Source organism: Amycolatopsis sp. cmx-11-51, assembly GCF_047608665.1.
GTDB lineage: Bacteria > Actinomycetota > Actinomycetes > Mycobacteriales > Pseudonocardiaceae > Amycolatopsis.
On the sequence record NZ_JADNQO010000014.1, the window covers coordinates 22,890 to 43,029 of the forward strand.

19 protein-coding genes are annotated in these 20,140 nt (G+C 67.5%); 16 read left to right on the forward strand and 3 right to left on the reverse strand.

Annotated elements, in window-relative coordinates; translation table 11 throughout:
- Positions 1 to 182 precede the first annotated feature (182 nt).
- The 4 genes from ACM6LU_RS31990 to ACM6LU_RS32005 are packed head-to-tail and all read left to right on the forward strand — an operon-like array spanning position 183 to position 5,298.
- Complete coding sequence (locus ACM6LU_RS31990; RefSeq protein ID WP_414941543.1) at positions 183 to 620, forward strand: hypothetical protein; 438 nt, start codon at positions 183 to 185, stop codon at positions 618 to 620.
- A 32-nt stretch (positions 621 to 652) separates the two neighbouring features.
- The gene (gene boxC, locus ACM6LU_RS31995) at positions 653 to 2,245 is read left to right on the forward strand and encodes a 2,3-epoxybenzoyl-CoA dihydrolase (RefSeq protein WP_414941544.1); all 1,593 of its coding nucleotides are present in this window, start codon (positions 653 to 655) and stop codon (positions 2,243 to 2,245) included.
- A 4-nt stretch (positions 2,246 to 2,249) separates the two neighbouring features.
- Positions 2,250 to 3,671 (forward strand): benzoyl-CoA 2,3-epoxidase subunit BoxB, encoded by a 1,422-nt coding sequence (gene boxB, locus ACM6LU_RS32000; protein WP_414941545.1) that lies wholly within the window; start codon positions 2,250 to 2,252, stop codon positions 3,669 to 3,671.
- A 19-nt stretch (positions 3,672 to 3,690) separates the two neighbouring features.
- Positions 3,691 to 5,298: a benzoate-CoA ligase family protein gene (locus ACM6LU_RS32005; RefSeq protein ID WP_414941546.1), complete on the forward strand. Its 1,608-nt coding sequence runs from the start codon at positions 3,691 to 3,693 to the stop codon at positions 5,296 to 5,298.
- A gap of 167 nt (positions 5,299 to 5,465) precedes the next feature.
- Here the strand turns inward: ACM6LU_RS32005 and ACM6LU_RS32010 are convergent, their stop codons facing one another.
- Complete coding sequence (locus tag ACM6LU_RS32010) at positions 5,466 to 5,915, reverse strand: MarR family winged helix-turn-helix transcriptional regulator (protein WP_414941547.1); 450 nt, start codon at positions 5,913 to 5,915, stop codon at positions 5,466 to 5,468.
- A 99-nt stretch (positions 5,916 to 6,014) separates the two neighbouring features.
- Here ACM6LU_RS32010 and ACM6LU_RS32015 point away from each other — a divergent pair, with 99 nt between their 5' ends.
- From ACM6LU_RS32015 to ACM6LU_RS32030, 4 genes are read left to right on the forward strand one after another with little or no spacing between them, the layout of a single operon-like run.
- Positions 6,015 to 6,974, forward strand: a complete 960-nt coding sequence (locus ACM6LU_RS32015) for a ring-cleaving dioxygenase (RefSeq protein ID WP_414941548.1) — start codon at positions 6,015 to 6,017, stop codon at positions 6,972 to 6,974.
- Positions 6,971 to 7,585, forward strand: coding sequence for an alpha/beta hydrolase (locus ACM6LU_RS32020; protein ID WP_414941549.1), 615 nt, complete (start codon positions 6,971 to 6,973; stop codon positions 7,583 to 7,585). Before ACM6LU_RS32015 ends, ACM6LU_RS32020 begins: the two co-directional genes overlap by 4 nt.
- 36 nt (positions 7,586 to 7,621) lie before the next feature.
- The gene (locus ACM6LU_RS32025) at positions 7,622 to 8,770 is read left to right on the forward strand and encodes a dipeptidase (RefSeq protein WP_414941550.1); all 1,149 of its coding nucleotides are present in this window, start codon (positions 7,622 to 7,624) and stop codon (positions 8,768 to 8,770) included.
- A 38-nt stretch (positions 8,771 to 8,808) separates the two neighbouring features.
- Positions 8,809 to 9,171: a LapA family protein gene (locus tag ACM6LU_RS32030; protein ID WP_414941551.1), complete on the forward strand. Its 363-nt coding sequence runs from the start codon at positions 8,809 to 8,811 to the stop codon at positions 9,169 to 9,171.
- A gap of 6 nt (positions 9,172 to 9,177) precedes the next feature.
- Here the strand turns inward: ACM6LU_RS32030 and ACM6LU_RS32035 are convergent, their stop codons facing one another.
- Positions 9,178 to 10,104 carry an AraC family transcriptional regulator gene (locus tag ACM6LU_RS32035; RefSeq protein ID WP_414941552.1) on the reverse strand — a complete coding sequence of 309 codons (927 nt, stop codon included), beginning with the start codon at positions 10,102 to 10,104 and terminating at the stop codon, positions 9,178 to 9,180.
- Positions 10,105 to 10,186: 82 nt separating this feature from the next.
- Here ACM6LU_RS32035 and ACM6LU_RS32040 point away from each other — a divergent pair, with 82 nt between their 5' ends.
- A complete protein-coding gene (locus tag ACM6LU_RS32040; protein WP_414941553.1) occupies positions 10,187 to 10,597 on the forward strand; it encodes a pyridoxamine 5'-phosphate oxidase family protein in 411 nt (136 codons plus the stop codon).
- Here the strand turns inward: ACM6LU_RS32040 and ACM6LU_RS32045 are convergent.
- The gene (locus tag ACM6LU_RS32045) at positions 10,560 to 11,420 is read right to left on the reverse strand and encodes a maleylpyruvate isomerase family mycothiol-dependent enzyme (protein ID WP_414941554.1); all 861 of its coding nucleotides are present in this window, start codon (positions 11,418 to 11,420) and stop codon (positions 10,560 to 10,562) included. The two genes, ACM6LU_RS32040 and ACM6LU_RS32045, sit on opposite strands and share 38 nt — an antisense overlap.
- Positions 11,421 to 11,508: 88 nt before the next feature.
- On the opposite strand from ACM6LU_RS32045, the gene ACM6LU_RS32050 reads away from it, so the two are divergent.
- The 7 genes from ACM6LU_RS32050 (at position 11,509) to thpD (ending at position 20,082) form a co-directional block, all read left to right on the forward strand.
- Positions 11,509 to 12,291 carry an Abi-alpha family protein gene (locus tag ACM6LU_RS32050; protein ID WP_414941555.1) on the forward strand — a complete coding sequence of 261 codons (783 nt, stop codon included), beginning with the start codon at positions 11,509 to 11,511 and terminating at the stop codon, positions 12,289 to 12,291.
- A 7-nt stretch (positions 12,292 to 12,298) separates the two neighbouring features.
- Positions 12,299 to 13,543 carry a DUF445 domain-containing protein gene (locus ACM6LU_RS32055; protein WP_414941557.1) on the forward strand — a complete coding sequence of 415 codons (1,245 nt, stop codon included), beginning with the start codon at positions 12,299 to 12,301 and terminating at the stop codon, positions 13,541 to 13,543.
- A 227-nt stretch (positions 13,544 to 13,770) separates the two neighbouring features.
- The gene (locus ACM6LU_RS32060) at positions 13,771 to 16,740 is read left to right on the forward strand and encodes a patatin-like protein (protein WP_414941558.1); all 2,970 of its coding nucleotides are present in this window, start codon (positions 13,771 to 13,773) and stop codon (positions 16,738 to 16,740) included.
- Between the two features lie 214 nt (positions 16,741 to 16,954).
- A complete protein-coding gene (gene ectA / locus ACM6LU_RS32065) occupies positions 16,955 to 17,446 on the forward strand; it encodes a diaminobutyrate acetyltransferase (RefSeq protein WP_414941559.1) in 492 nt (163 codons plus the stop codon).
- 38 nt (positions 17,447 to 17,484) lie between these two features.
- Entirely contained in the window at positions 17,485 to 18,735 is a 1,251-nt protein-coding gene (gene ectB / locus ACM6LU_RS32070; protein WP_414941560.1) for a diaminobutyrate--2-oxoglutarate transaminase, read from the forward strand.
- A gap of 34 nt (positions 18,736 to 18,769) precedes the next feature.
- Positions 18,770 to 19,159 (forward strand): ectoine synthase, encoded by a 390-nt coding sequence (locus ACM6LU_RS32075; RefSeq protein WP_414941561.1) that lies wholly within the window; start codon positions 18,770 to 18,772, stop codon positions 19,157 to 19,159.
- Between the two features lie 23 nt (positions 19,160 to 19,182).
- Positions 19,183 to 20,082: an ectoine hydroxylase gene (thpD, locus tag ACM6LU_RS32080; RefSeq protein WP_414941562.1), complete on the forward strand. Its 900-nt coding sequence runs from the start codon at positions 19,183 to 19,185 to the stop codon at positions 20,080 to 20,082.
- The last annotated feature ends 58 nt before the right edge of the window (positions 20,083 to 20,140 follow it).

Below are 20,140 nucleotides of genomic sequence, written 5' to 3' on the forward strand. Positions count from 1 at the left end.
TTACGCGCCCCCACCGACATTTCCGACCGCCCGCCGGTGGGGGCTGAAGGACGCCATGCCCGCGTCTCAAGCGGTGAAGGGCGCTTTCCCCGCATCGCATGCGGGGAAAGTCCCCTTCAGCTCCAGCCCACCATGCGCTACGCTCTCGCTAGAGCGATCTATCAAATCGCAAGGGGGCGAACATGGACGTTCTTCAGGGCAAGGGGCTCACCGCGCTGCGGCTGATCCTGGCCTTCACGCTGCTGTCCACCACGCTGCACTATGCGCACAACGTGCTCAGGGCGGCGGACTACCCGCAGGTCGAAGGGATCTCGGTCGGCGTCACCGCCACCCTGGTCGTCGTCGCCTACATCCTCTTCACCACGTTCGGCGTGCTCGGCTACCGCGACTACCTGCGCGGACGTTATTGGCGGGCGCTCGCCTTCCTGATGGTCTTCTCGCTGTCCGGGCTGGCGAGCCTCGGCCACTTCCTCGTGGCCGTGCCGCAGATTCCGGCCTTCTGGTTCGCCACGATCTACACTGACACGGCGGCCGCGCTGCTGCTCTGGGCCTTCGTGACCTGGGCGGCGGCGAAGCTCAACCGGGTGACCGTGACTGACCAACTTTCTACACAACATTGACGATGATCAGTGCGATGTAGACAATCGTTGGGGTGACGCGGACCACATCGGTGACGTTCGAACGTCATCCCAGCGGCTACCGGCACTGGAACCTGTCCACCGACGGCGACGTCGCGTGGCTCGAACTCGATGTCGACGCCGACGGTGGTCTCGTACCGGGTTACGAGCTCAAGCTCAACTCGTACGACCTCGGTGTCGACATCGAGTTGTACGACGCGACACAGCGGCTGCGGTTCGAACATCCCGAGGTCCGCGTGGTCATCGTGACCAGCGCGAAGGACAACGTCTTCTGTGCCGGCGCGAACATCCGCATGCTGGCGTCGTCGTCGCACGAGTGGAAGGTGAACTTCTGCAAGTTCACCAACGAGACCCGCAACGCCATGGAGGACGCCACCGCGCACTCCGGGCAGCTCTACGTCGCCGCGGTCAACGGCACCTGTGCCGGCGGCGGTTACGAGATCGCGCTCGCCTGCGAAAAGATCCTGCTGGTCGACGACAACTCCTCGACCGTCGCCCTGCCAGAGGTCCCGCTCCTCGGCGTTCTCCCTGGAACCGGCGGGCTCACCAGGGTGGTCGACAAACGCGGGGTGCGGCGGGATCTCGCCGACGTCTTCGCCACCCGTCCTGACGGCGTGAAGGGGCGGACCGCCGTCGAGTGGCGGCTCGTCGACGAACTCGTGCCGCGGCAGGGATTCCGCGACGCCGTGCTGGCCAGGGCGCGGGAACTCACGCGGACGAGCGAGCGGCTCGACGGCGTAGGTGTCGAATTGGCGCCGCTGACACATCGCTATGTCGACGTCGCCCTTGGTTCGGCCGAAGCGACGATCACCGTGAAGGGGCCTGAAGACGACGACGGCTGGTTACTGGACGTCACCCGCGAGCTGGACGACGTCATCCTTCGCCTGCGTGCCAACGAACCCGAACTCGGTACCTGGGTGCTCCGCACCGAAGGCGACCCCGCCGAGGTCCTCGCGCACGAACGCGCCGCGTTCGACGCGAAAGACTGTGTGAGCAACGAAATCGTCCACTACTTCAAGCGGACGCTGAAGCGGCTCGACGTCACCGGTCGCAGCCTGATCGCGCTCATCGAGCCTGGCAGCTGCTTCGCCGGGATCCTGCTGGAACTCGCGCTCGCCGCGGACCGGCAGTACATCTTGGACGGTCCGCCGATCGACGACGAAGACAGTGAAGAACGTGCGTCGGTCACGTTGTCCGAAGCCAACTTCGGCCGCTTCCCGATGGGTAACGGCCTATCCCGCCTCGAGTCCCGGTTCTTCGGCGACCCGGATCACGTCACCAGGCTCGCGGAAGAGTGCGGCAAACCGCTGAGTCCGGCCGAGGTGAACGAACTCGGCCTGGTCACCGACGCCCCGGACGACCTCGATTGGGAGGACGAGATCCGGATCGCGCTGGAAGGACGGGCCTCGCTCAGCCCGGACGCCTTGACCGGAATGGAGGCGAACCATCGGTTCGTCGGCCCTGAGACGCTGGAAAGCAAGATCTTCGGCAGGCTCGCCGCCTGGCAGAACTGGATCTTCACCCGTCCGAACGCATCCGGTCCCGAAGGCGCGCTGCGTCGCTACGGTACTGGTCAGAAGGCCGTCTTCGACAGGAAACGGGTCTGAACCCATGCCCACCAAGATCGATTATGACGCCAAGATCCCCAACAACGTCGATCTCTCAAAGGACCGGCGGCTCCAGCGGGCGCTGGAGGGATGGCAGCCGAAGTTTTTGGACTGGTGGGGCGAAATGGGTCCCACGCTGCGGACCCAAGGGGTGTACCTGCGCACCGCGATCAGCGTCGGCAGGGAGGGCTGGGCGCACTTCGACCACGTCAACGTGCCCGACTACCGGTGGGGGATCTTCCTCACGGAGCGCGATCCGGACCGTGTCATCGGCTTCGGTGAGCACCAGGGCGAACCGGCCTGGCACCAGGTTCCCGGCGAATACCGTGCCGAACTGCAGCGGCTCATCGTCATCCAGGGTGACACCGAACCCGCGTCGGTCGAGCAGCAGAAACTGCTGGGGCTGACCGCGCCGAGCCTCTACGATCTGCGGAACCTCTTCCAGGTCAACGTCGAAGAAGGCCGCCACCTGTGGGCGATGGTGTATCTGCTGCACGCCTACTTCGGCCGGGAAGGCCGCGACGAAGCGGAAAGCCTCCTGCTCCGGAATTCCGGGAGTCCGGACGCCCCGCGCATCCTCGGCGCCTTCAACGAAGAGACCGCGGATTGGCTCGCGTTCTACATGTTCACCTATTTCACCGATCGCGATGGCAAGTATCAGCTCGGCACCCTCAAGGAAAGCGGCTTCGACCCGCTTTCCCGCACTTGTGAATTCATGCTCAAGGAAGAGGCGCACCACATGTTCGTCGGCACCACCGGTGTCGACAGGGTGGTCACCCGCGGTGCCGAACTGATCCGCGAGCACGACACCTTCGACATCGCCGGGCACGGCGGGATCCCCCTGGATCTCATCCAGCGCTACCTCAACTTCCACTACACCGTCTCGCTCGACCTGTTCGGCAGCGAAACTTCGACCAACGCGGCGAACTACTACACCGCCGGGCTGAAAGGCCGCTGGCAGGAGGCCCGCCGCAAGGACGACCACAAGCTCACCGACGCCGCCGGGTCGCTGTCGAGGCCGAGGGCCGACGGCACCTGGGAGACCGAAGAACTGCAGGCCATCCTGTTGCTGAACCTGGACCTGCGGGAGGAGTACCGCGCCGACTGCCAGACCGGGGTCAACCGCTGGAACAAGATCCTGGCCGACGCCGGGATCGACTTCCGATTCGTCCTCCCGCACCCTGGATTCAATCGCGAAGTCGGCATAAACTCCGGCCACCATGTGACGCCCGACGGCACCGTAGTCGACGAGCGGACCTGGTCGGCCGGCAAACGCAAGTGGCTGCCCACCCCCGAAGACCTGACCTTCGTCCGATCGCTGATGCACCCGGTCTACGAGCGAGGAAAGATCGCGAGCTGGGTGGCGCCGCCACGCCAGGGCATCAATGGGAAACCCTTCGACTACGAATACGTTTACCTGAGCTGAGCCGATTGAAGGTGCGCCCGTGACCGCTGCAGCTACCGGGTTCAACGCGACGAGCTACCTGCTCGACCGGCATCTGACGGAAGGACACGGTGCGAAGGCCGCGGTCACTTCCCCGAGGCGGAGTCTCACCTATGCCGGGCTCGCGGCCGAAACCCGCCGGGTCGCGGCAGGACTGAAGGCGATCGGCGTCCGCCCGGAGGAGCGGGTCCTGTTCTGCATGGTCGACGACGTCGAACTGCTCTCCGGGATCCTCGGCGCGATGCTGGCCGGAGCGGTCGCGGTGCCGGTGTCCACCATGGTCACCGGGCTGGACCTCGGCAAGGTGCTGGCCGATTCACGGGCAAGGGTCCTGTGCGTTTCCGGCGAGTTCGCCGCGCAGGCGACGATCGCGCTGGGGCTGGCACCGGAGGTCACCGACGTCGTACTGGACAGGGCGAAGGCGGCCGAACTGCAGTCCGGGGTCCGCGCGCACGACTGGGGCGATCTGTCCACAGTGGATGACGGCGGCTTCGAACCGGCGCCGACCTGGGAGGACTCGCCCGCGCTCTGGCTGTACACCTCGGGGACGACGGGCAAGCCGAAGGGCGCGATGCACCGGCACGCGGGCATCCGCGCGATCTGTGAGACGTACGCGCGCGGCGTGCTCGACACCGGACCGAACGACCGGTTCCTTTCCGTCCCGAAGTTGTTCTTCGCCTACGGTTTGGGGAATTCGGCGTTCTTCCCGCTCGCGGCCGGCGGGACGGCGCTGCTCGAACCGGCCAGGCCGACCCCCGGACTGATCGCCGCCAGGGTCCGTGCGGAGCGGCCCACGCTGTTCTTCGCCGTCCCGACCTTCTACGCGGCGCTGCTCGCCAGTGACCTCCCGGACGACACGTTCTGCTCGGTGCGCCAGGCCGTTTCGGCCGGGGAACCGTTGCCTTCCGTGCTGTACGAACGGTTCCGTGATCGGTTCGGCGTCGAGATCCTCGACGGGATCGGCTCGACGGAGGCGTTGCACGTCTTCCTGTCCAACCGGCCGCACCAGGTGCGGCCGGGCAGCACCGGAGTGCCGGTGCCCGGTTACGAGGTCGCCCTGCGCGACGAGCAAGGCGCGCCTGTGCCGGACGGACAGCCCGGTGAGCTGTTCGTCGCCGGGCCGTCGATCGCGACCGGGTACTGGGCGCGGTACGAGACGACGAAGCAGGTCTTCCAGGGCGAATGGCTGCGGACGGGCGACAGCTTCGTGCGCAACGCGGACGGGAGCTACACCTGTCTCGGCCGCTTCAACGACATGCTGAAGCCGGGTGGGATCTGGGTGTCGCCCACCGAGGTCGAAGAGCGGCTGCTGCAGCATCCGGCGGTCGCCGAGGTCGCGGTCGTGGCCGCTTTCGACGCCGACGGTATCGAGAAACCGGTCGCCTGCGTGGTCGGCGTACCCGGCAGCCCGCTGGACGCGGACGAGCTGATCGAGTTCTGCCGGTCCGGGCTGGCGTCGTTCAAACGGCCACGCGGCGTCGTCGAGCTGGGCGAACTACCCAAGACGGCGACCGGGAAGATCCGGCGCAACGTGATCCGGGAACTCGTGCGGGAGATGTACGAGGTCCGGGCCTACCAGTCAGACCCCGCCTCCCCCCTACCCGGCTGATCTCCACCCGATCACGCGTGTTCTCCATCTGATCACGCGTGATCGCCACCCGATCACGCGTGATCGCCAATGTCGCAAGCCAAGCTCGCGTGGCTGGACGGGCGACTCGCGTGATCAGATGGACAACTCGCGTGATCAGATGGCGAACACGCGTGATCAGATGGACATCACGCGCCGTTGACGGTGCGCAGGGTCCGCATGGCCTCGGCGAGGCCGGGTGCGTCGTCACCGAGTGGGGTCAGAACGATACGCCGCAGGATCTCCGCGCACGCCTCCCGTGCCTGCTGCGCGACGTCGAGACCGTGTTCGGTGAGCGCCGCGAAGGTGACGCGGCGGTCGTCCGGGCTGGGCACGCGGCAGATGAGGTCCGAGGCCACCAGTCTGTCCGCGACCTTGGTGAACCCGCCGCTGGACAACGCCGCCTCGACGGCCAGCCGCGTCATCGGCATCCGGTGCTCCGGCGACCGCACGAGCCGCAGCAGGATGTCGAACGACGCCGGCGCCAGGCCGAACCGTTCGGCGATCTCGCCCATCAGCTTGTTCTGCGTGGCCAGGTAGCCCTCGATCACCAGGCCCCACCACGTGACCACTTCGTCGTCGTTCGGTTCCGCTGTCACGCGGGTGAGAGTACACCAGAAACTCTTGCCGGAATATATCTTGCGTGCGAGAGGTTATCGGGTTAGCTTGAGTTCACCGGACTTCGGAGGAGGGGCACCATGTCGATCAAGACTTCGGGCCTGCACCACGTCACCGCCATCGGTGGCGATCCCCAGCGCAACGCGGACTTCTACACCAGGGCCCTCGGCCTGCGGCTGGTGAAGACCACCGTGAACTTCGACGACCCCGGCACGTACCACCTCTACTACGGCGACCAGTCCGGCAAGCCCGGTTCGCTGATGACGTTCTTCCCGTGGAAGGACGCGCCGAAGGGGCGTCACGGCACCGGCCAGGCCACCACGACGTCGTTCTCCGTGCCCGAAACCTCCCTCGGCTGGTGGAAGCGGCACCTAGCCGAGAGCCACATCGAGACGAGTCAGATCCGCGACTCCGACGGCGAGGAGACGCTCACCTTCCTCGATCCGGACGGCTTGAAGCTTTCGCTCGTCGCGCATCCGCAGGGCGACCCGCGCGACCCGTGGGACACGAAACTCGTCCCCGCCGAGTACGCCATCCGCGGCCTGCACTCCGTCACGGTCTCGGTGTCCAAAGAGGACGCGACGGCCGGGATGCTGACCGACGGGCTCGGCCTGGCCTTCGAGCGCCAGGAGGGCAATCGCCTGCGTTTCTCCGCCGGTGAAGGCGGTCCCGGCGCGCTTGTCGACGTCCTCGTGACGCCGGACGCCCCGCGCGGCCTGGTGGCGGCGGGCACCGTGCACCACGTCGCCTGGCGCGCGCCGGACGAGGAGACCCAGGCCGCGTGGCGTGCCGAACTGATCGACGACGGCGTGCACGTGACGTCCATTTTGGACCGTCAGTACTTCCGCTCGATCTACTTCCGCGAGCCGGGCGGCACCCTGCTCGAAGTCGCGACCGACGAACCCGGCTTCGCGATCGACGAACCGCTTCTGGAACTGGGTCGTGCGCTGAAACTGCCGCCGTGGCTGGAACCCAAGCGCGAGGATATCGAAGCCATGCTGCCGAAGCTGGACCTCCCGAGCGAGAACAACCCGCGATGACGGCGCCGGAATCACTGGAGTACAAGTACGTCGAAGGGGCTCCGGACGAGCCGGTGCTGCTGCTCCTGCACGGCACCGGCGGCGGGCCGGACGACCTCGTGCCGCTCGCCCGCCAGCTGAGCCCGGCCTCGGCGCTGCTCGCGCCCGCCGGGCCGGTGTCGGAACACGGTGCGGCGCGGTGGTTCCGACGGCTGGCGGAAGGCGTTTTCGACCACGAGGACGTCGTCTTCCGCGCGAACCAGCTGGCCGACTTCGTGGTCGCCTCGCGCGAGCAGTACGGCCTTGGTGACCGGCGGCTGGTCGCCATCGGCTTCTCCAACGGCGCCAACATCGCCGCCGCCGTCACCCTGCTCCGCCCGGACGCCGTCGGGGAGGCCGTGTTGTTCGCGGCGATGTCGCCTCTTCCGTCGCCGCCACGACTCGATCTGTCCGGTACCCGGGTCTTCCTGTCGAACGGCGAACACGATCCGATGGCGCCGATGGCGTCGGCGGAGGGACTGGCCCGCGACCTGCGCGAGCGCTCCGCGGACGTCGTCGCGCACCGCCATCCCGGTGGGCACCAGGTGACGGGCAACGGTTTGGTCGCGGCGGCGGGGTGGCTCAACCCGTAGCGGTGAGAGCAAAGTAGCCGAACGTAACATCGGCGGATGACTAACGGTGACCTCGTCCGAGCCCAAGCCCTGCTCGAAACGGTGCTCCTCGCGGACGGGCACAACGATCTACCGTGGGAGCTGCGGGTCACGACCGGGCCGGATCCGGTCGAGGCCGTGGCGGGCACGGATCTCACCGTCCGGCAGCCGCATCTGCACACCGACTTCCCGAAGCTCGCCGAAGGCAGGCTCGGGATGCAGTTCTGGTCCGTCTACGTGCCGTGCCAGTTCGAGGGGCACAGCGCGGTGACGGCGGTACTGGAACAAATCGAGATCGTGCACCAGCTGATCGAGCGGTACCCCGGCAAGCTGGCCTTCGCGGACACCGCGGACCAAGCGGAAGCCGCGTTCCGCGACGGCAAGATCGCGTCGCTGCTCGGCGCCGAAGGCGGCCACAGCATCGGCGAATCCCTTGGTGTGCTGAGGATCCTGCGCCGTCTCGGGGTCCGCTACCTGACGCTGACGCACAACTACAACACCACCTGGGCCGACTCCGGCACCGACGAACCCACGCACAACGGGCTCACCGGGTTCGGCCGGGACGTCGTCCGCGAGATGAACAAGATCGGCATGCTGGTCGACCTCTCGCACGTCGCGCCGAGCACGATGCGCGACGCGCTGGAGGTCAGCTCCGCGCCGGTGATCTTCAGCCATTCCTCGTGCGTCGCGGTCAACGACCACGCCCGCAACATCCCCGACGACGTCCTGGAAACACTGGCGGCCAAGGACGGCGTCGCGATGGTGACATTCGTGCCGGGCTTCATCTCCCCGAAGGTCGCCGAGTGGGACGACCGGTTGCGCGAGGACATGGAAACCGCCGGGCAGGACTACTGGAACCTCGACCAGCGCACGAAGTTCGCCGCCGATCGAGGCGGGCCCGAGAAGCCGAAGGCGAGCATCGACGACGTCGTCGCCCACATCGAGCACGCGCGCGAAGTGGCCGGTGTCGACCACATCGGCCTCGGCGGCGACTACGACGGAGTCGCGACACTTCCCGAAGGCCTGGAGGATGTTTCGAAGTACCCGGTGCTGTTCGCCGCGTTGCTGGAACGCGGCTGGAGCGACGAGGATTGTGCGAAGCTGGCCGGGAAGAACACCTTGCGCGTCTTGCGCGCGGCCGACGAGGTCACCCGTTCGGACGCTTGAGAGCGCGCTCAAGCGCACTTCGGCGGACACTATCGGGTATGACTCAGCCGCAGGAAGGTGCCGCCGAGGTCCCGGTCGAGCCCGCCTCATCGTCCGAAGCCGGCGGCGCGCGCCACAGCGGCAAGGTCGAAGCCGTCCCGAAACTCAAGCGCACGCGGGTGAGCGGGACCTGGGTCGCCGTCATCGTGGCGTTGGTCGTGCTGGTGTTCCTGCTCGTGTTCATCCTGCAGAACCAGGACACCGCCAGCGTGCACTTCCTCGGCATGTCCGCCGTGATGCCGCTGGCCGTCGCGATGCTGTTCTCCGTGATCGCCGGTGGCGCGCTGGTCGCGCTCGTCGGCGGTGCCCGGATCCTGCAGTTACGCCAGCAGGCCAAGAAGTCCCGCCACCTGCAGCGCTGAGCCCCGTCAGGGAGCGGCGGCCCGCCGGAACTCGCTCGGATTGACCCCGCGGACCCGTTTGAACGCCGCGCTGAAGCCGAACGGGTCGGCGTAGCCGACGGTGCGGGCGATGTCCGAAAGCGTCGCGGATCCTTGATCGGCCAACAGATCCGCCGCGAGGGTCATCCGCCAGCGGGTGAGATAGGTCAGCGGTGGTTCGCCGACCAGGTCGGCGAACCGCTTGGCCAGCGTCGAACGCGACACCCCGGTCCGCCCGGCCAGTATGCCGACCGTCCACGGCGCCGCCGGTTCGGCGTGCAGCAGGCGCAGGGCGTCGCCGACCACCGGATCCCGCTGGGCGGCCCACCACGCCGGGGGCTCGCCGCCGGGCCGGTCGAACCATTCGCGCAGTGAGCAGACCAGCATCCAGTCCAGCAGCCGGTCGAGGACCACCTGCTGACCCGGCGCGTCGACGGCGACCTCGGCGGCGAGATGGTCCAGCACGGGATCGCCCGCGCCGCCGGCGTCCACCCGGACAACGACGGGCAGCGCGTCCAGCAGCGGGCGGCTGATCTCACCGCGGACCGGGTACGCGCCGACGATCAAGGTCGTCTCGCCGTCGGCAGGGTCGTCGGCCCACCCGAGGCGGTGCCGGGTCCCGCCCTGTCCGGGCGTCGCGCAGTGCTCGCCGCACGAGATCGGTTCGGCCCGGGTGCCGATCTCGTCCACGAAGGTGAACGTCGCGGGGCCGCGCACGATGATCGTCTCGCCCGCGCGAAGCGGTTCGGGCGGACCGCCCTCCGGCACGATCCAGCCCGCCCCGGTGAGCACGGCGCACAGGGTCAGCGGCGCGCCGTCCACGAAGTGCAGCGCCCAGGGCGGGGACAGGGTCGAACTGCCGAACAACGAGCCGTGCGCCCGCACTCCGCGGATCAGGTCACTGAACACATCCACCTTGCCGACGTTAGACGAATAAACAGGCGACCCGGTGCTTCACCTATGGGCACGTCCGATCCGGGCGGGTTGAATCGTGGTCATGCTGACCACCGAAGACCTCGAATTCCTTCGTCGTCCCCTGCACGGGTTCCTGACCGTCGCCGACGGGCCGGTGCCGCCGCAGCCCCGGCCGGTGTGGTTCGAGGCCACCGACGAAGGCACGGTCCAGCTGTTCACGCCGCGAGACTCGGCCAAGGTGCGCCGGCTGGACAGCGACCCGCGCGCGTCGATCGTCATCGCCGCGCCGGTGGGTGAACGCGAGCGCTGGGTCTCGGTCGCCGGCCGCACCACGGTGGAGCCCGACGGAGCGCACGAACTGGCCGCCCGCCTCGGCGCCCGCTACTGGGACCTCGACGACCCGGCCCACGCCGGTGAACTCGCCGGGATCCAGGAACTGGATCTTGTCCGGCTCGTCATCCATCCGGAGAAGGTCGGTCGCTACTCGATGTGATGATCGACGTCATCCCGAGCACGGTGGCGCAAACGTTTTCGTCACCCTTGGCGGTGACCCGGTCCCGGTCCGCCGGGTTCCGGGTGCACAGCCGCCAGAACGTGTCGGCGTCGGTGGTCACCGAGGCCAGCGGCGACCGTGACGTCGGCGCGATGCGGTCCAATTCCCAGCCGTCGGCGGTCCGCTGAGCCGTCCATTTCCCGCCACCCTGGCCGGTGACGGTGTAGACGACCTGCCTGCCGGTCCGCGCGTCGACGTCGTGCAGAGTGTGCGGCAGCGCCCGCATTAAAATGTCGACCACCGGCCCCCGGAACTCGGAGCCGTCGAGCGTCCGAGCGCCGACGGCCTCGCGGATCTGCTGCTGGTGCACCCAGAACTCGGTGTACTCGCGGGCGACGTCGAGCCACACCGGCGCCGGTTCGTCCCCTGCCCAGCTCACCGGCTCGCCGATGGCGTCGAGGTCGGCGCGGCCCCACATCTCGGCGAGTTGCGAGGTGCTGTCGACCAGCATCGCGAACAGCACTTCGGGGGACAGCCGACGGCACGCGACCACCCATTCGTCGTTGATCCGGTCGAGGAACCGCCCGAAGGGTTCGCCCTCGCGGGGCGCCGTCGTCCGGTAGCCGTCGCGATCGCGCGAAAGCCTGCCGAGTTTGCCGCCCAGGAGGTGGGCGGCGAGATCGTGCACCGTCCAGCCCGTGCACACCGTCGGCGCGCCCCACTGCTCCGCGTCGAGACCGGTGAGGACGTCGAGCAAGGCCTGCTCCTCCCGCGCGAACAGCGGGAGGACGTCGAGCGGTGGACCCCAGCGCGTGAAGCTCATGTATCCATCCAAACACCCACGTCGATCACAATCTCGGCCGTTCTGCCTACTCGCAGGTAGCATCAGCGCGAACGCGAGGGGAGTGCCCGTGAGCAACGATCGACCCGCTGGTGACGACCTGACCGCTTTCGCCAAACGCGCGGGGCGGCTCGCGGGCTGGGCCGCTCGCACGGGAAGGGAATTCACCCGCAAACTCCCCGGTGTCGACATCGCGGAACAGGTCATCAAGCAGGGTGAGCGGCAGCTGCTTTCGGAGTTGCGCCGCCGTCTCGACGAGGTCGACGACCCGTACCACGCCGCGCTCGCCGCCGCGTCCGCGATGAACCGTCCCGACGCCAACGGTTCGCGCCCGGTCGAAGCGACGATCACCCTCGTGCACACGCGCGCCCGGCTCGAGCCGCTCCGCGCGGCGATGGCCGAACTGCTCAACCATTCGATCGGCTTCGGGCGAGAGCGGGCCCGCGAGTACCTCTACGCGATCATCCTGCGGCAGCTGACGCCGGACGAGGCCCGCATCCTCTCCGCGCTTTCCGACGGTTCGCCGTTCCCCGCCGTCGACGTCGCCGAGCGGACCAACCTCGGCGGGGCCGGGCGGTTCGTACTGCGCAACGCCTCCACCGTCGGCAAGGCCGCCGGGGTGACGCTGCCCGACCAGGTGCCCGGCTACCTCACCAGGCTGATCGGGCTCGGCCTGGTCGAGCTGGGCGAAGAGGTCCTGTCGCTGGAGACGCAGTACGAAATCCTGCTGACCGATGAGACCGTCCGCGAGGCGGAGAAGTCGGTCAAGCGGGCCAAGTTCGTCAAGCGCACAGTCCACATTTCCCGGCTCGGCGCCCACTTCTGGCAGGCCTGCGACCCGAGCGCCGGCTGAATCCGGCATGGGTGCGTTCCTCGACGGGATCCTCGCCGACTTCGCCGAGCATTGGCCGATCTACGTCTCCATCCCGATCGTCGCCGCCCTGATCGGCTACACCACCAAACTCGTCGCGATCCGGATGATGTTCCAGCCGGTCGAGTTCGTCGGGATCAAACCGTTCCTCGGCTGGCAGGGCATCGTGCCCAAACGCGCCGCGCGGATGGCGAGCATCGCCTGCGACACGATGACCGAGCAGCTGATCAAACCGGCGGAGGTCGTCGCCCGGCTCGATCCGCGGAGGATCGCGCGTGAGCTCGAGAAACCGCTTCAGGCCGCTGTCGAGGACATCGTGCGCGACGTCGCGGGTCACTACCAGCCGGGGCTGTGGGAATCGCTGCCGGTCGGGATGCAGCGGCTGGTGATCCAGCGCGTCCAGGCCGAGTCGCCGAAGATGGTCGCGGCCGTGCTGGAGCTGATCAAGTCCGATGTGGACAGTGTGTTCGACCTCAAGGGCATGGTGGTCACCGCGCTGGTCAAGGACAAACGGCTGCTGAACCGGATCTTCCAGGAGGCGGGCGACCAGGAGTTCAAGTTCATCGCCCGCTCCGGCATCTTCTTCGGCGGGCTGATCGGCGTAGTCCAGATGATCGCGTGGGTGCTGTTCAAGTTTCCGCTGATCATGCCGCTGTTCGGGCTCTTCACCGGCTGGTTCACCGACTGGCTCGCGCTGCGGATGATCTTCTACCCGATCGAAGAACGCCGGTACTTCGGCGTCCGCTGGCAAGGCCTGTTCCTGAAGCGGCGCGGCGAGGTCGCGGAGGCGTACGGCGCGCTGATCGCGAAGGAGATCATCACCCCGCACAATGTGATCGAGGCGGTGCTGCACGGGCCGCTGTCGGACCGGGTGCTCGGCCTGATCCAGCGTCAGCTCGACGAACAACTCGGACGCCGCGTCGGCGTCGGGAAGCCGTTGGTGGTGTTCGCCGTCGGCAGCAGGCGGTACCAGGACATGAAGCTGAACATCGCCGAGAAGATCATGGACAAGCTGCCGGAGACCATGCGATACATCGAGGACTACGCGACCGATGCGATGGACATCCGGAACGTGCTGGTGACGAAGATGAAGGAACTGTCGCCGCGCGAGTTCGAGGGCTTGCTGCGGCCGGCGTTCCAGCAGGACGAATGGCTCCTGATCGCGACCGGCGCCGTCCTCGGTTTCGCCGTCGGTGAGGCCCAAGTCCTCCTCCTGGAACACTTCGCCGCCTGACCCCCTCCCGCATTTAGTCCTCTAGTTGCGGTAGTTGCGCGTGCAACTACCGCAACTAGAGGACGAAACGCGGGGGCGTCGCGTATCCAGGCACAGCGAACGGGCACCTGATTGCGGGGGCGTGAAACCGCCCTTACGGGCGAACGAATTTCGGCACTGACGGTGGTACGCCGGTTCGGCCGTCCGGTCTAAGGTGCACGGTGCACAAAGCCTCGGGGAGGGCGTACATGGCCGACGCGGGAAGTCCGTGGCCGCAGGAGATCCGGCTGGCGATGACCATGGTGGGCGGGGCGAGCCTCGCGGTCTGGATGGGCGGGGTCGCCACCGAGACCTCACATCTGCTGCGGGCGTCGAGAACGCCGGAATCCGAAGGGCCGTACCGGACCCTGCTCGATCTGCTCAACGCCACCGTCTCGCTCGACGTGCTCACCGGCACGAGCGCGGGCGGTATCAACGCGGCGTGCCTCGGGCTGGCCGAGGCGTTCCGGTCGAGCCCGCAGGTGCTGCGCGACACGTGGATCAGCACGGGTTCGCTCGACAACCTGATCCGCGACCCCGGCGAGAAGGGGCCGAGGTCGCTGCTGAACGGCGACAAGGTGCTGCTGGCGGATCTCAAGGACGCCCTGCACCGGATCACCGACAACGCGACGGTGAAACCGGACTGTCCCGACATCACCGTGTTGCTCACCGGCACGATGATCGACGGCGAGACGACCAGGTTCGACGACGCGCTGGGAAACCTCGTGCGGGACACCGAACATCGTCTGCTGTTCCGATTCGATGGTCCTTTGTGGACGGATGACGTGGTGGGACCGCTCGCGCTCGCGGCACGCTCCACCGCGTCGTTCCCCGGCGCGTTCGAACTTTCCCGGATGCCGATCGGCGAGAAGACCGGGCCGCTGCATCCGGACATGACCAGGTACACCGACGTCACGCGGTCGCATTGGCTCACCGACGGCGGCGTGTTGCTGAACAAGCCGTTGCGCCCCGCGTTGCGGGAGATCTTCGAACGGCAGTCGCATTCGGATGTCCGGCGGCTGCTGTTGTACGTGGTGCCGACGGCGGAACGCGAAGCCGAGCGCGTCGAGGTCGATCCGGAGCGGCCGCCGCTACTGGGCAGTGCGATGAGCAAGGTCGTCGGCACCGTGCTGAGCCAGACGATCAGCGCCGAACTCGAAGACCTGACCCGGCACAACGACGCCGTGGTCCGGACCAGGGGAACCCGCGTTTCCCTTGCCGCGATGGGGGTTCGTGGCGGGCCGGAGACACTCGTCGATCAGCGGCTGATGAACGACTACCGTGACCGGCGGGTGCAGGAGGACGCCACCGCGCTGGTCCGCGAGGCGACCCGCAGGCTCTCGCTGTCCGATGTGGAGGATCCGGGCCGCCAGTGGGCGTCCGGTACGGCGGCGCAGTTGCGCGCGGCCGCGGCGACGGGACTGCGCGACGGTCTGCCGACCGAGCCGCCCGAGGACACCTGCGAGGTCGAGAACCTGGTCGCCTTCCGCACCACCGCGCTCGACGATTCGGTGGCCACCGGTCTCCAGCTGGTGAACGCGGGTTTCCGGCTCGATCCGGCGCCGGAGCAGGCGGTGCGGCTCAACCGCTGCCGCGTGCTGCTGCACGAGGCACGCCGCAGGTCCGCGCGGGGCACCCGGCTCGCGAGCTGGGTCGCCGAGCAGGACCCGCCGCCCGCCGACGTCACGCTGGCCGCCTGGATCGAAGGTCTCGCCAAGGAATGGGCGGCCCTCGGCCGATCGGAAACGCTGAAGGAGGCGTGGCCGATGGTGGTCGCCGCGCTCCGGCAGGCCACGCCGATCCTTTTGCCACTGGCACGGGCGAAACCCGATAGCGAAGCCGCCGACACGGTCAGCACGCTGCTGGCGTGGACCGGGCTCACGTCCGACGACGCGAGCGCCGCCGATCCGATCGTCACCTCGCGCTTGGTGCGCCTGCACATCGCGACCCGCGGCCTGCTCGCGCAGCCGCCGTCGGTCGATCAGCGGGTCGATCTCGTCCAGGTGAGCGCGGATTCGCGGACGCTGCTGGACATGAAGCGGCGCCGCTCGTGGGACAAGCTCACCGGCATGCAGGCCGACTACTTCGGCGCGTTCTACAAGGCGTCATGGCGCGCGAACGACTGGATGTGGGGCCGGGTCGACGGCGCGGGCTGGCTGTTCCAGTGCCTGCTCGACCCGAAACGCCTGCGGCAGCTGCGCGACGTCGTCGGGCGGGAAGCCTTCCGCGCACAGGTCCGGGACGCGTTCAGCAAGATCGGCTGGCGGCAGCCGGGCACCGAAGACGGGCTGTCCCAGGCGGAGGCGGAGGCGTTGCGTGCCCAATTGGCCGGTGAGCTCGCTTTCCTCGGTCTCGACGGCGAACTCGGCGACGTGGACGGGGGGCCCACCCTGCCGATCAGCATGCCGGTGACGGCGATGGTGCTCGCCAGGGTCCGGCAACTGGAGATCGCGCGCGAGGAACTGCCCTGCGTCGGGCTCCATTGCGGATACGACGCGAAAACGGCCAAGGGGAACGGGAAACCGTCGGAGCGGTTCCGGAAGCTGATCGAGCACGAGCCGAAATCCGACGAGCAGGCCCAGCGAGCGTTCCAGGCGTGCCAGGTCTCCGGCGAGCGGTTCGAGCACGAACGCGGGACGATGCTGCTGACGAAGACGCTGGTCAAGGCGGGCGCCGCCGGGATCAACGCGGCCGCGGGGGCGACGCGGGTGCCGAAGTCGGTCCAGCCCGCCGCGACCTTCGCCAAGGCCGCGGGCCGCAGCGCGTGGTGGATCACGCGCGGCGCGGCCACCCTGCCGTCCCCGTGGAACGTGCTCGCCGCGCTGATCACCGTGCTGGCGGGCTTCGTCCTCGGTGGGCAGGGCGGGCCGGTGCTGCAGTGGGTGGGCGTCCCGGTCGCCGCGGGCGCCATCGTGTTCCTGGTGGTCAGCCTGATGACGTTGCGCAAGACGTGGCGGATGGTGCTCACGGTGCTTGGCGTGCTGGCGGGGGCGGGGCTGCTGTTCGCCGCGTTCCTGCCGCCGGTCCGCGACCCGCTGTTCGGCTGGCTCGGCGACGTCGTCGCGGGCTGGCGGCGCGGTGAGGCGCCGGTCTGGTGGCTGATCGTCTGCCTGCTGCTCCTGCTGCCCGCCGTCTGGACGCCGCTGGGTTCCGTATTCCGGCGGCGACGGCGGCGCTGAACGCCAAATTGTGGCCTGACGCTGCGACCGAGTGGTGACCGTTGGTATCGTCACATCCGGTGAGACCGCATCGACGCGGCCTTACCCACGAGTGCTGCGCTTCAAACGTTACCGTTACCTTTGTCACGTGTGTTTCAGGGTTGTCGCAGGTAGCCGCGTTGTCGCCGTCGCGCTGAACTGACCGCGCCCGAATACTCCGGTACGTTTCTTGGACATGTCCGGAAAGCACTTGATCGAATACCCGACCAAGGCAGACGGTGCCGAGCTCTGGCGAATCGCCCGCGATTCGAAGAAACTTGATCTCAACTCGGCCTACGCCTATTTACTGTGGTGCCGCGATTTCGCGGACACCTCCGTCGTAGCGAAAGTCGACGGCACACCGGTCGGTTTCGTGATCGGGTATCGGAAGCAGGACACCGGCTTTGTCTGGCAGGTCGCGGTCGACGCGTCCCAGCGGGGAAAAGGCCTGGCCGGGGCACTGCTCGACGAGCTGTTCAGCCGTCTTGTCGCCCAGGGCGTGCGGTACCTCGAAACGACGATCACCCCGGACAACGAGGCTTCGATCCGGTTGTTCGCCTCGTTCGCCAAGCGGTGGAACGCCACCTTGGAACGGCAGGGCCTGTTCTCCGCGGCGGATTTTCCGGCCGAGGACGGAACGCATGAGCAAGAGGACCTGTACCGAATCGGTCCGCTCAGCAGTCAGTAGAACGTTAAGCCGGGGATCTCAGGGAGAAAGAAAACGTGATGAGCATTTTCGAGGAACTCGAATCCGAAGTACGCAGTTACAGCCGTGGCTGGCCCGTGGTGTTCGACCGGGCTCAGGGGAGCTACCTGTACGACGAAGACGGCAAGGCCTATCTCGACTTCTTCGCCGGCGCCGGCGCGCTCAACTACGGGCACAACAACCCGGCGATCAAGCAGGCCCTGATCGACTACATCGCCCGTGACGGCGTCACGCACGCGCTCGACATGTTCACCGTGGCCAAGCGGGACTTCCTCGAGACGTTCAAGGAAAAGATCCTCGCGCCGCGCGAACTCGACTACAAGATCGTCTTCCCCGGCCCCGGTGGCGCGAACGCGGTCGAGGCCGCGCTGAAGCTCGCGCGCAAGGTGACCGGCAAGGAATCCGTCATCAACTTCACCAACGCCTTCCACGGGATGACGCTGGGCGCCCTTTCGGTGACCGGCAACTCGATGAAGCGCGGCGGCGCGGGTGTCCCGCTGGTGCACGCCACCCCGATGCCGTACGACAACTACTTCGACGGGGCCATCCCGGACTTCCTCTACTTCGAGAAGCTGCTCGAAGACTCCGGCAGTGGCCTGAACGAGCCAGCCGCCGTCATCGTCGAAGGCGTACAGGGTGAAGGCGGCATCAACGCCGCGCGCGTCGAGTGGCTCAAGGCGCTGGACGACCTGTGCAAGAAGCACGGCATCCTGCTGATCCTCGACGACGTCCAGATGGGCTGCGGCCGCACCGGCCCGTTCTTCAGCTTCGAGGACGCGGGTATCAAACCCGACATCGTCTGCCTGTCGAAGTCCATCGGCGGCTACGGCATCCCGATGGCGCTGACGCTGATCCGCCCGGACCTCGACGTCTGGGAGCCGGGTGAGCACAACGGCACCTTCCGCGGCATCAGCCCGGCGTTCGTCACGGCGACCGAGGCGCTGCGCGTCTACTGGAGCGACGACGAGCTGGAGAAGTCGACCAAGGCCAAGGGTGAGCGCATCGCCGCCGCGTTCGAAGGCATCGTCGAGGCGTACTCCGAAGCGAAGCTGCTCGCGAAGGGCCGCGGGCTGGCCCGCGGTCTCGAGTTCGCCAACGGTGACCTGGCGGGCAAGGTCTGCGCCGCCGCGTTCGAGCGCGGACTGCTGATGGAGACCTCCGGCCCCGACGGCGAGGTCATGAAGCTGCTGCCGCCGCTGACGCTGACCGACGAAGAACTCACGAAGGGCCTGTCGATCATCGACGAGTCCATCGCCACCGTCCTGAACTGACCGCCCTCAACCGAGAACGAGAAGGAGTTTTCCGTTGCTTGTCCGCACACTCGACGAGGTCACCGACACCGACGCCGACATCAAGACCCCGAACTGGCGAAGCAAGCGCGTCGTGCTGGCCAAGGAGGGCGTCGGCTTCTCGGTGCACGAGACCACGCTTTACGCCGGGACGGTCAACGACTTCTGGTACGCGAACCACATCGAGGCGGTGTTCATCACCTCCGGTGAAGGCGAGCTGGAGAACACCGCGACCGGCGAGGTCTTCCAGCTGAAGCCGGGCACGTTGTACCTGTTGAACGACCACGACAAGCACCAGGTCCGGCCCAAGACCGAGATCAAGTGCGTCTGCGTGTTCAACCCGCCGATCACCGGCCGTGAGGTCCACGACGAAAACGGCGTGTACCCGCTCGTCACGGAACCCTGAAATCGCTCGAGGAGGCGACTGCATTGACGCTGACCGACACCCGAGTCGACGACAACTACCCGACCCGCGTCACGGGTAAGCCCGAACACCTGCCCAGGACGCACCCCACCGTCTGGGGCGGCGAGGCCGACGGTCCCATCGACGCGGCCACGCTCGCCAACCACGAAACCCGCGGTTACACCGTCGTCGACCGGTTGTTGTCGCCTGGCGAGGTCCAGACGTACTGGCAGGAACTCGTCCGCATCTCGTCGGGGGACCACCACGACGACGAACGGGTCATCACCGAGGCCAAGACCGGTGAGGTCCGCTCCATTTTCGACGTCCACGAGACCAGCGAGCTGATCGCGGAACTCGTCCGCGACCCCCGCGTGCTCGACCGGGCCAGGCAGATCCTCGGTTCCGAGGTCTACGTCCACCAGAGCCGCGTGAACTACATGCCCGGCTTCAAGGGCACCGGGTTCTACTGGCACTCGGACTTCGAGACCTGGCACGCCGAGGACGGCATGCCGTCGCCGCGAGCGGTCAGCTGTTCGATCGCGCTCACCGACAACTACCCGTTCAACGGCGGGCTGATGGTGATGCCCGGTTCACAGCGGACCTTCGTCCAATGCGCCGGGGAAACCCCCGAGAACAACTACAAGAGTTCACTGAAAGAGCAGCGGGTCGGTGTTCCCGGCGAGGATGACATCACCGAACTCGCCGCCGAATACGGAATCGATCAATTCACCGGACAGGCCGGTTCGGCGCTCTGGTTCGATTCGAATGTGATGCACGGTTCGTCGAACAACATCACCCCGTTCCCGCGGTCGAACATCTTCGTGGTGTTCAACAGCGTCGAGAACGCGCTGCGGGAGCCGTTCGCCGCGATCGAACCGCGTCCGGCGTTCATCGCCGGTCGTGACTCGACCCCCCTGTCGCGCTGACGAACCGCAGGTCGTGAAGGCCATGCTGGGGCGCCTGTAGTCGTCGGTGTGCGCCCTG

Excerpts from the sequence above, each read along its gene's own strand:
- ACM6LU_RS32040 (WP_414941553.1), top strand. The coding sequence starts at position 10,187 with ATGCTGACCACCGAAGACCTCGAATTCCTTCGTCGTCCCCTGCACGGG.
- ACM6LU_RS32020 (WP_414941549.1), top strand. The coding sequence starts at position 6,971 with ATGACGGCGCCGGAATCACTGGAGTACAAGTACGTCGAAGGGGCTCCG.
- ACM6LU_RS32030 (WP_414941551.1), top strand. The coding sequence starts at position 8,809 with ATGACTCAGCCGCAGGAAGGTGCCGCCGAGGTCCCGGTCGAGCCCGCC.
- ACM6LU_RS32060 (WP_414941558.1), top strand. The coding sequence starts at position 13,771 with ATGGCCGACGCGGGAAGTCCGTGGCCGCAGGAGATCCGGCTGGCGATG.
- ectA (WP_414941559.1), top strand. The coding sequence starts at position 16,955 with ATGTCCGGAAAGCACTTGATCGAATACCCGACCAAGGCAGACGGTGCC.
- ACM6LU_RS32025 (WP_414941550.1), top strand. The coding sequence starts at position 7,622 with ATGACTAACGGTGACCTCGTCCGAGCCCAAGCCCTGCTCGAAACGGTG.
- ACM6LU_RS32045 (WP_414941554.1), bottom strand. The coding sequence starts at position 11,420 with ATGAGCTTCACGCGCTGGGGTCCACCGCTCGACGTCCTCCCGCTGTTC.
- ACM6LU_RS32015 (WP_414941548.1), top strand. The coding sequence starts at position 6,015 with ATGTCGATCAAGACTTCGGGCCTGCACCACGTCACCGCCATCGGTGGC.
- ectB (WP_414941560.1), top strand. The coding sequence starts at position 17,485 with ATGAGCATTTTCGAGGAACTCGAATCCGAAGTACGCAGTTACAGCCGT.
- ACM6LU_RS31990 (WP_414941543.1), top strand. The coding sequence starts at position 183 with ATGGACGTTCTTCAGGGCAAGGGGCTCACCGCGCTGCGGCTGATCCTG.
- boxB (WP_414941545.1), top strand. The coding sequence starts at position 2,250 with ATGCCCACCAAGATCGATTATGACGCCAAGATCCCCAACAACGTCGAT.
- ACM6LU_RS32055 (WP_414941557.1), top strand. The coding sequence starts at position 12,299 with ATGGGTGCGTTCCTCGACGGGATCCTCGCCGACTTCGCCGAGCATTGG.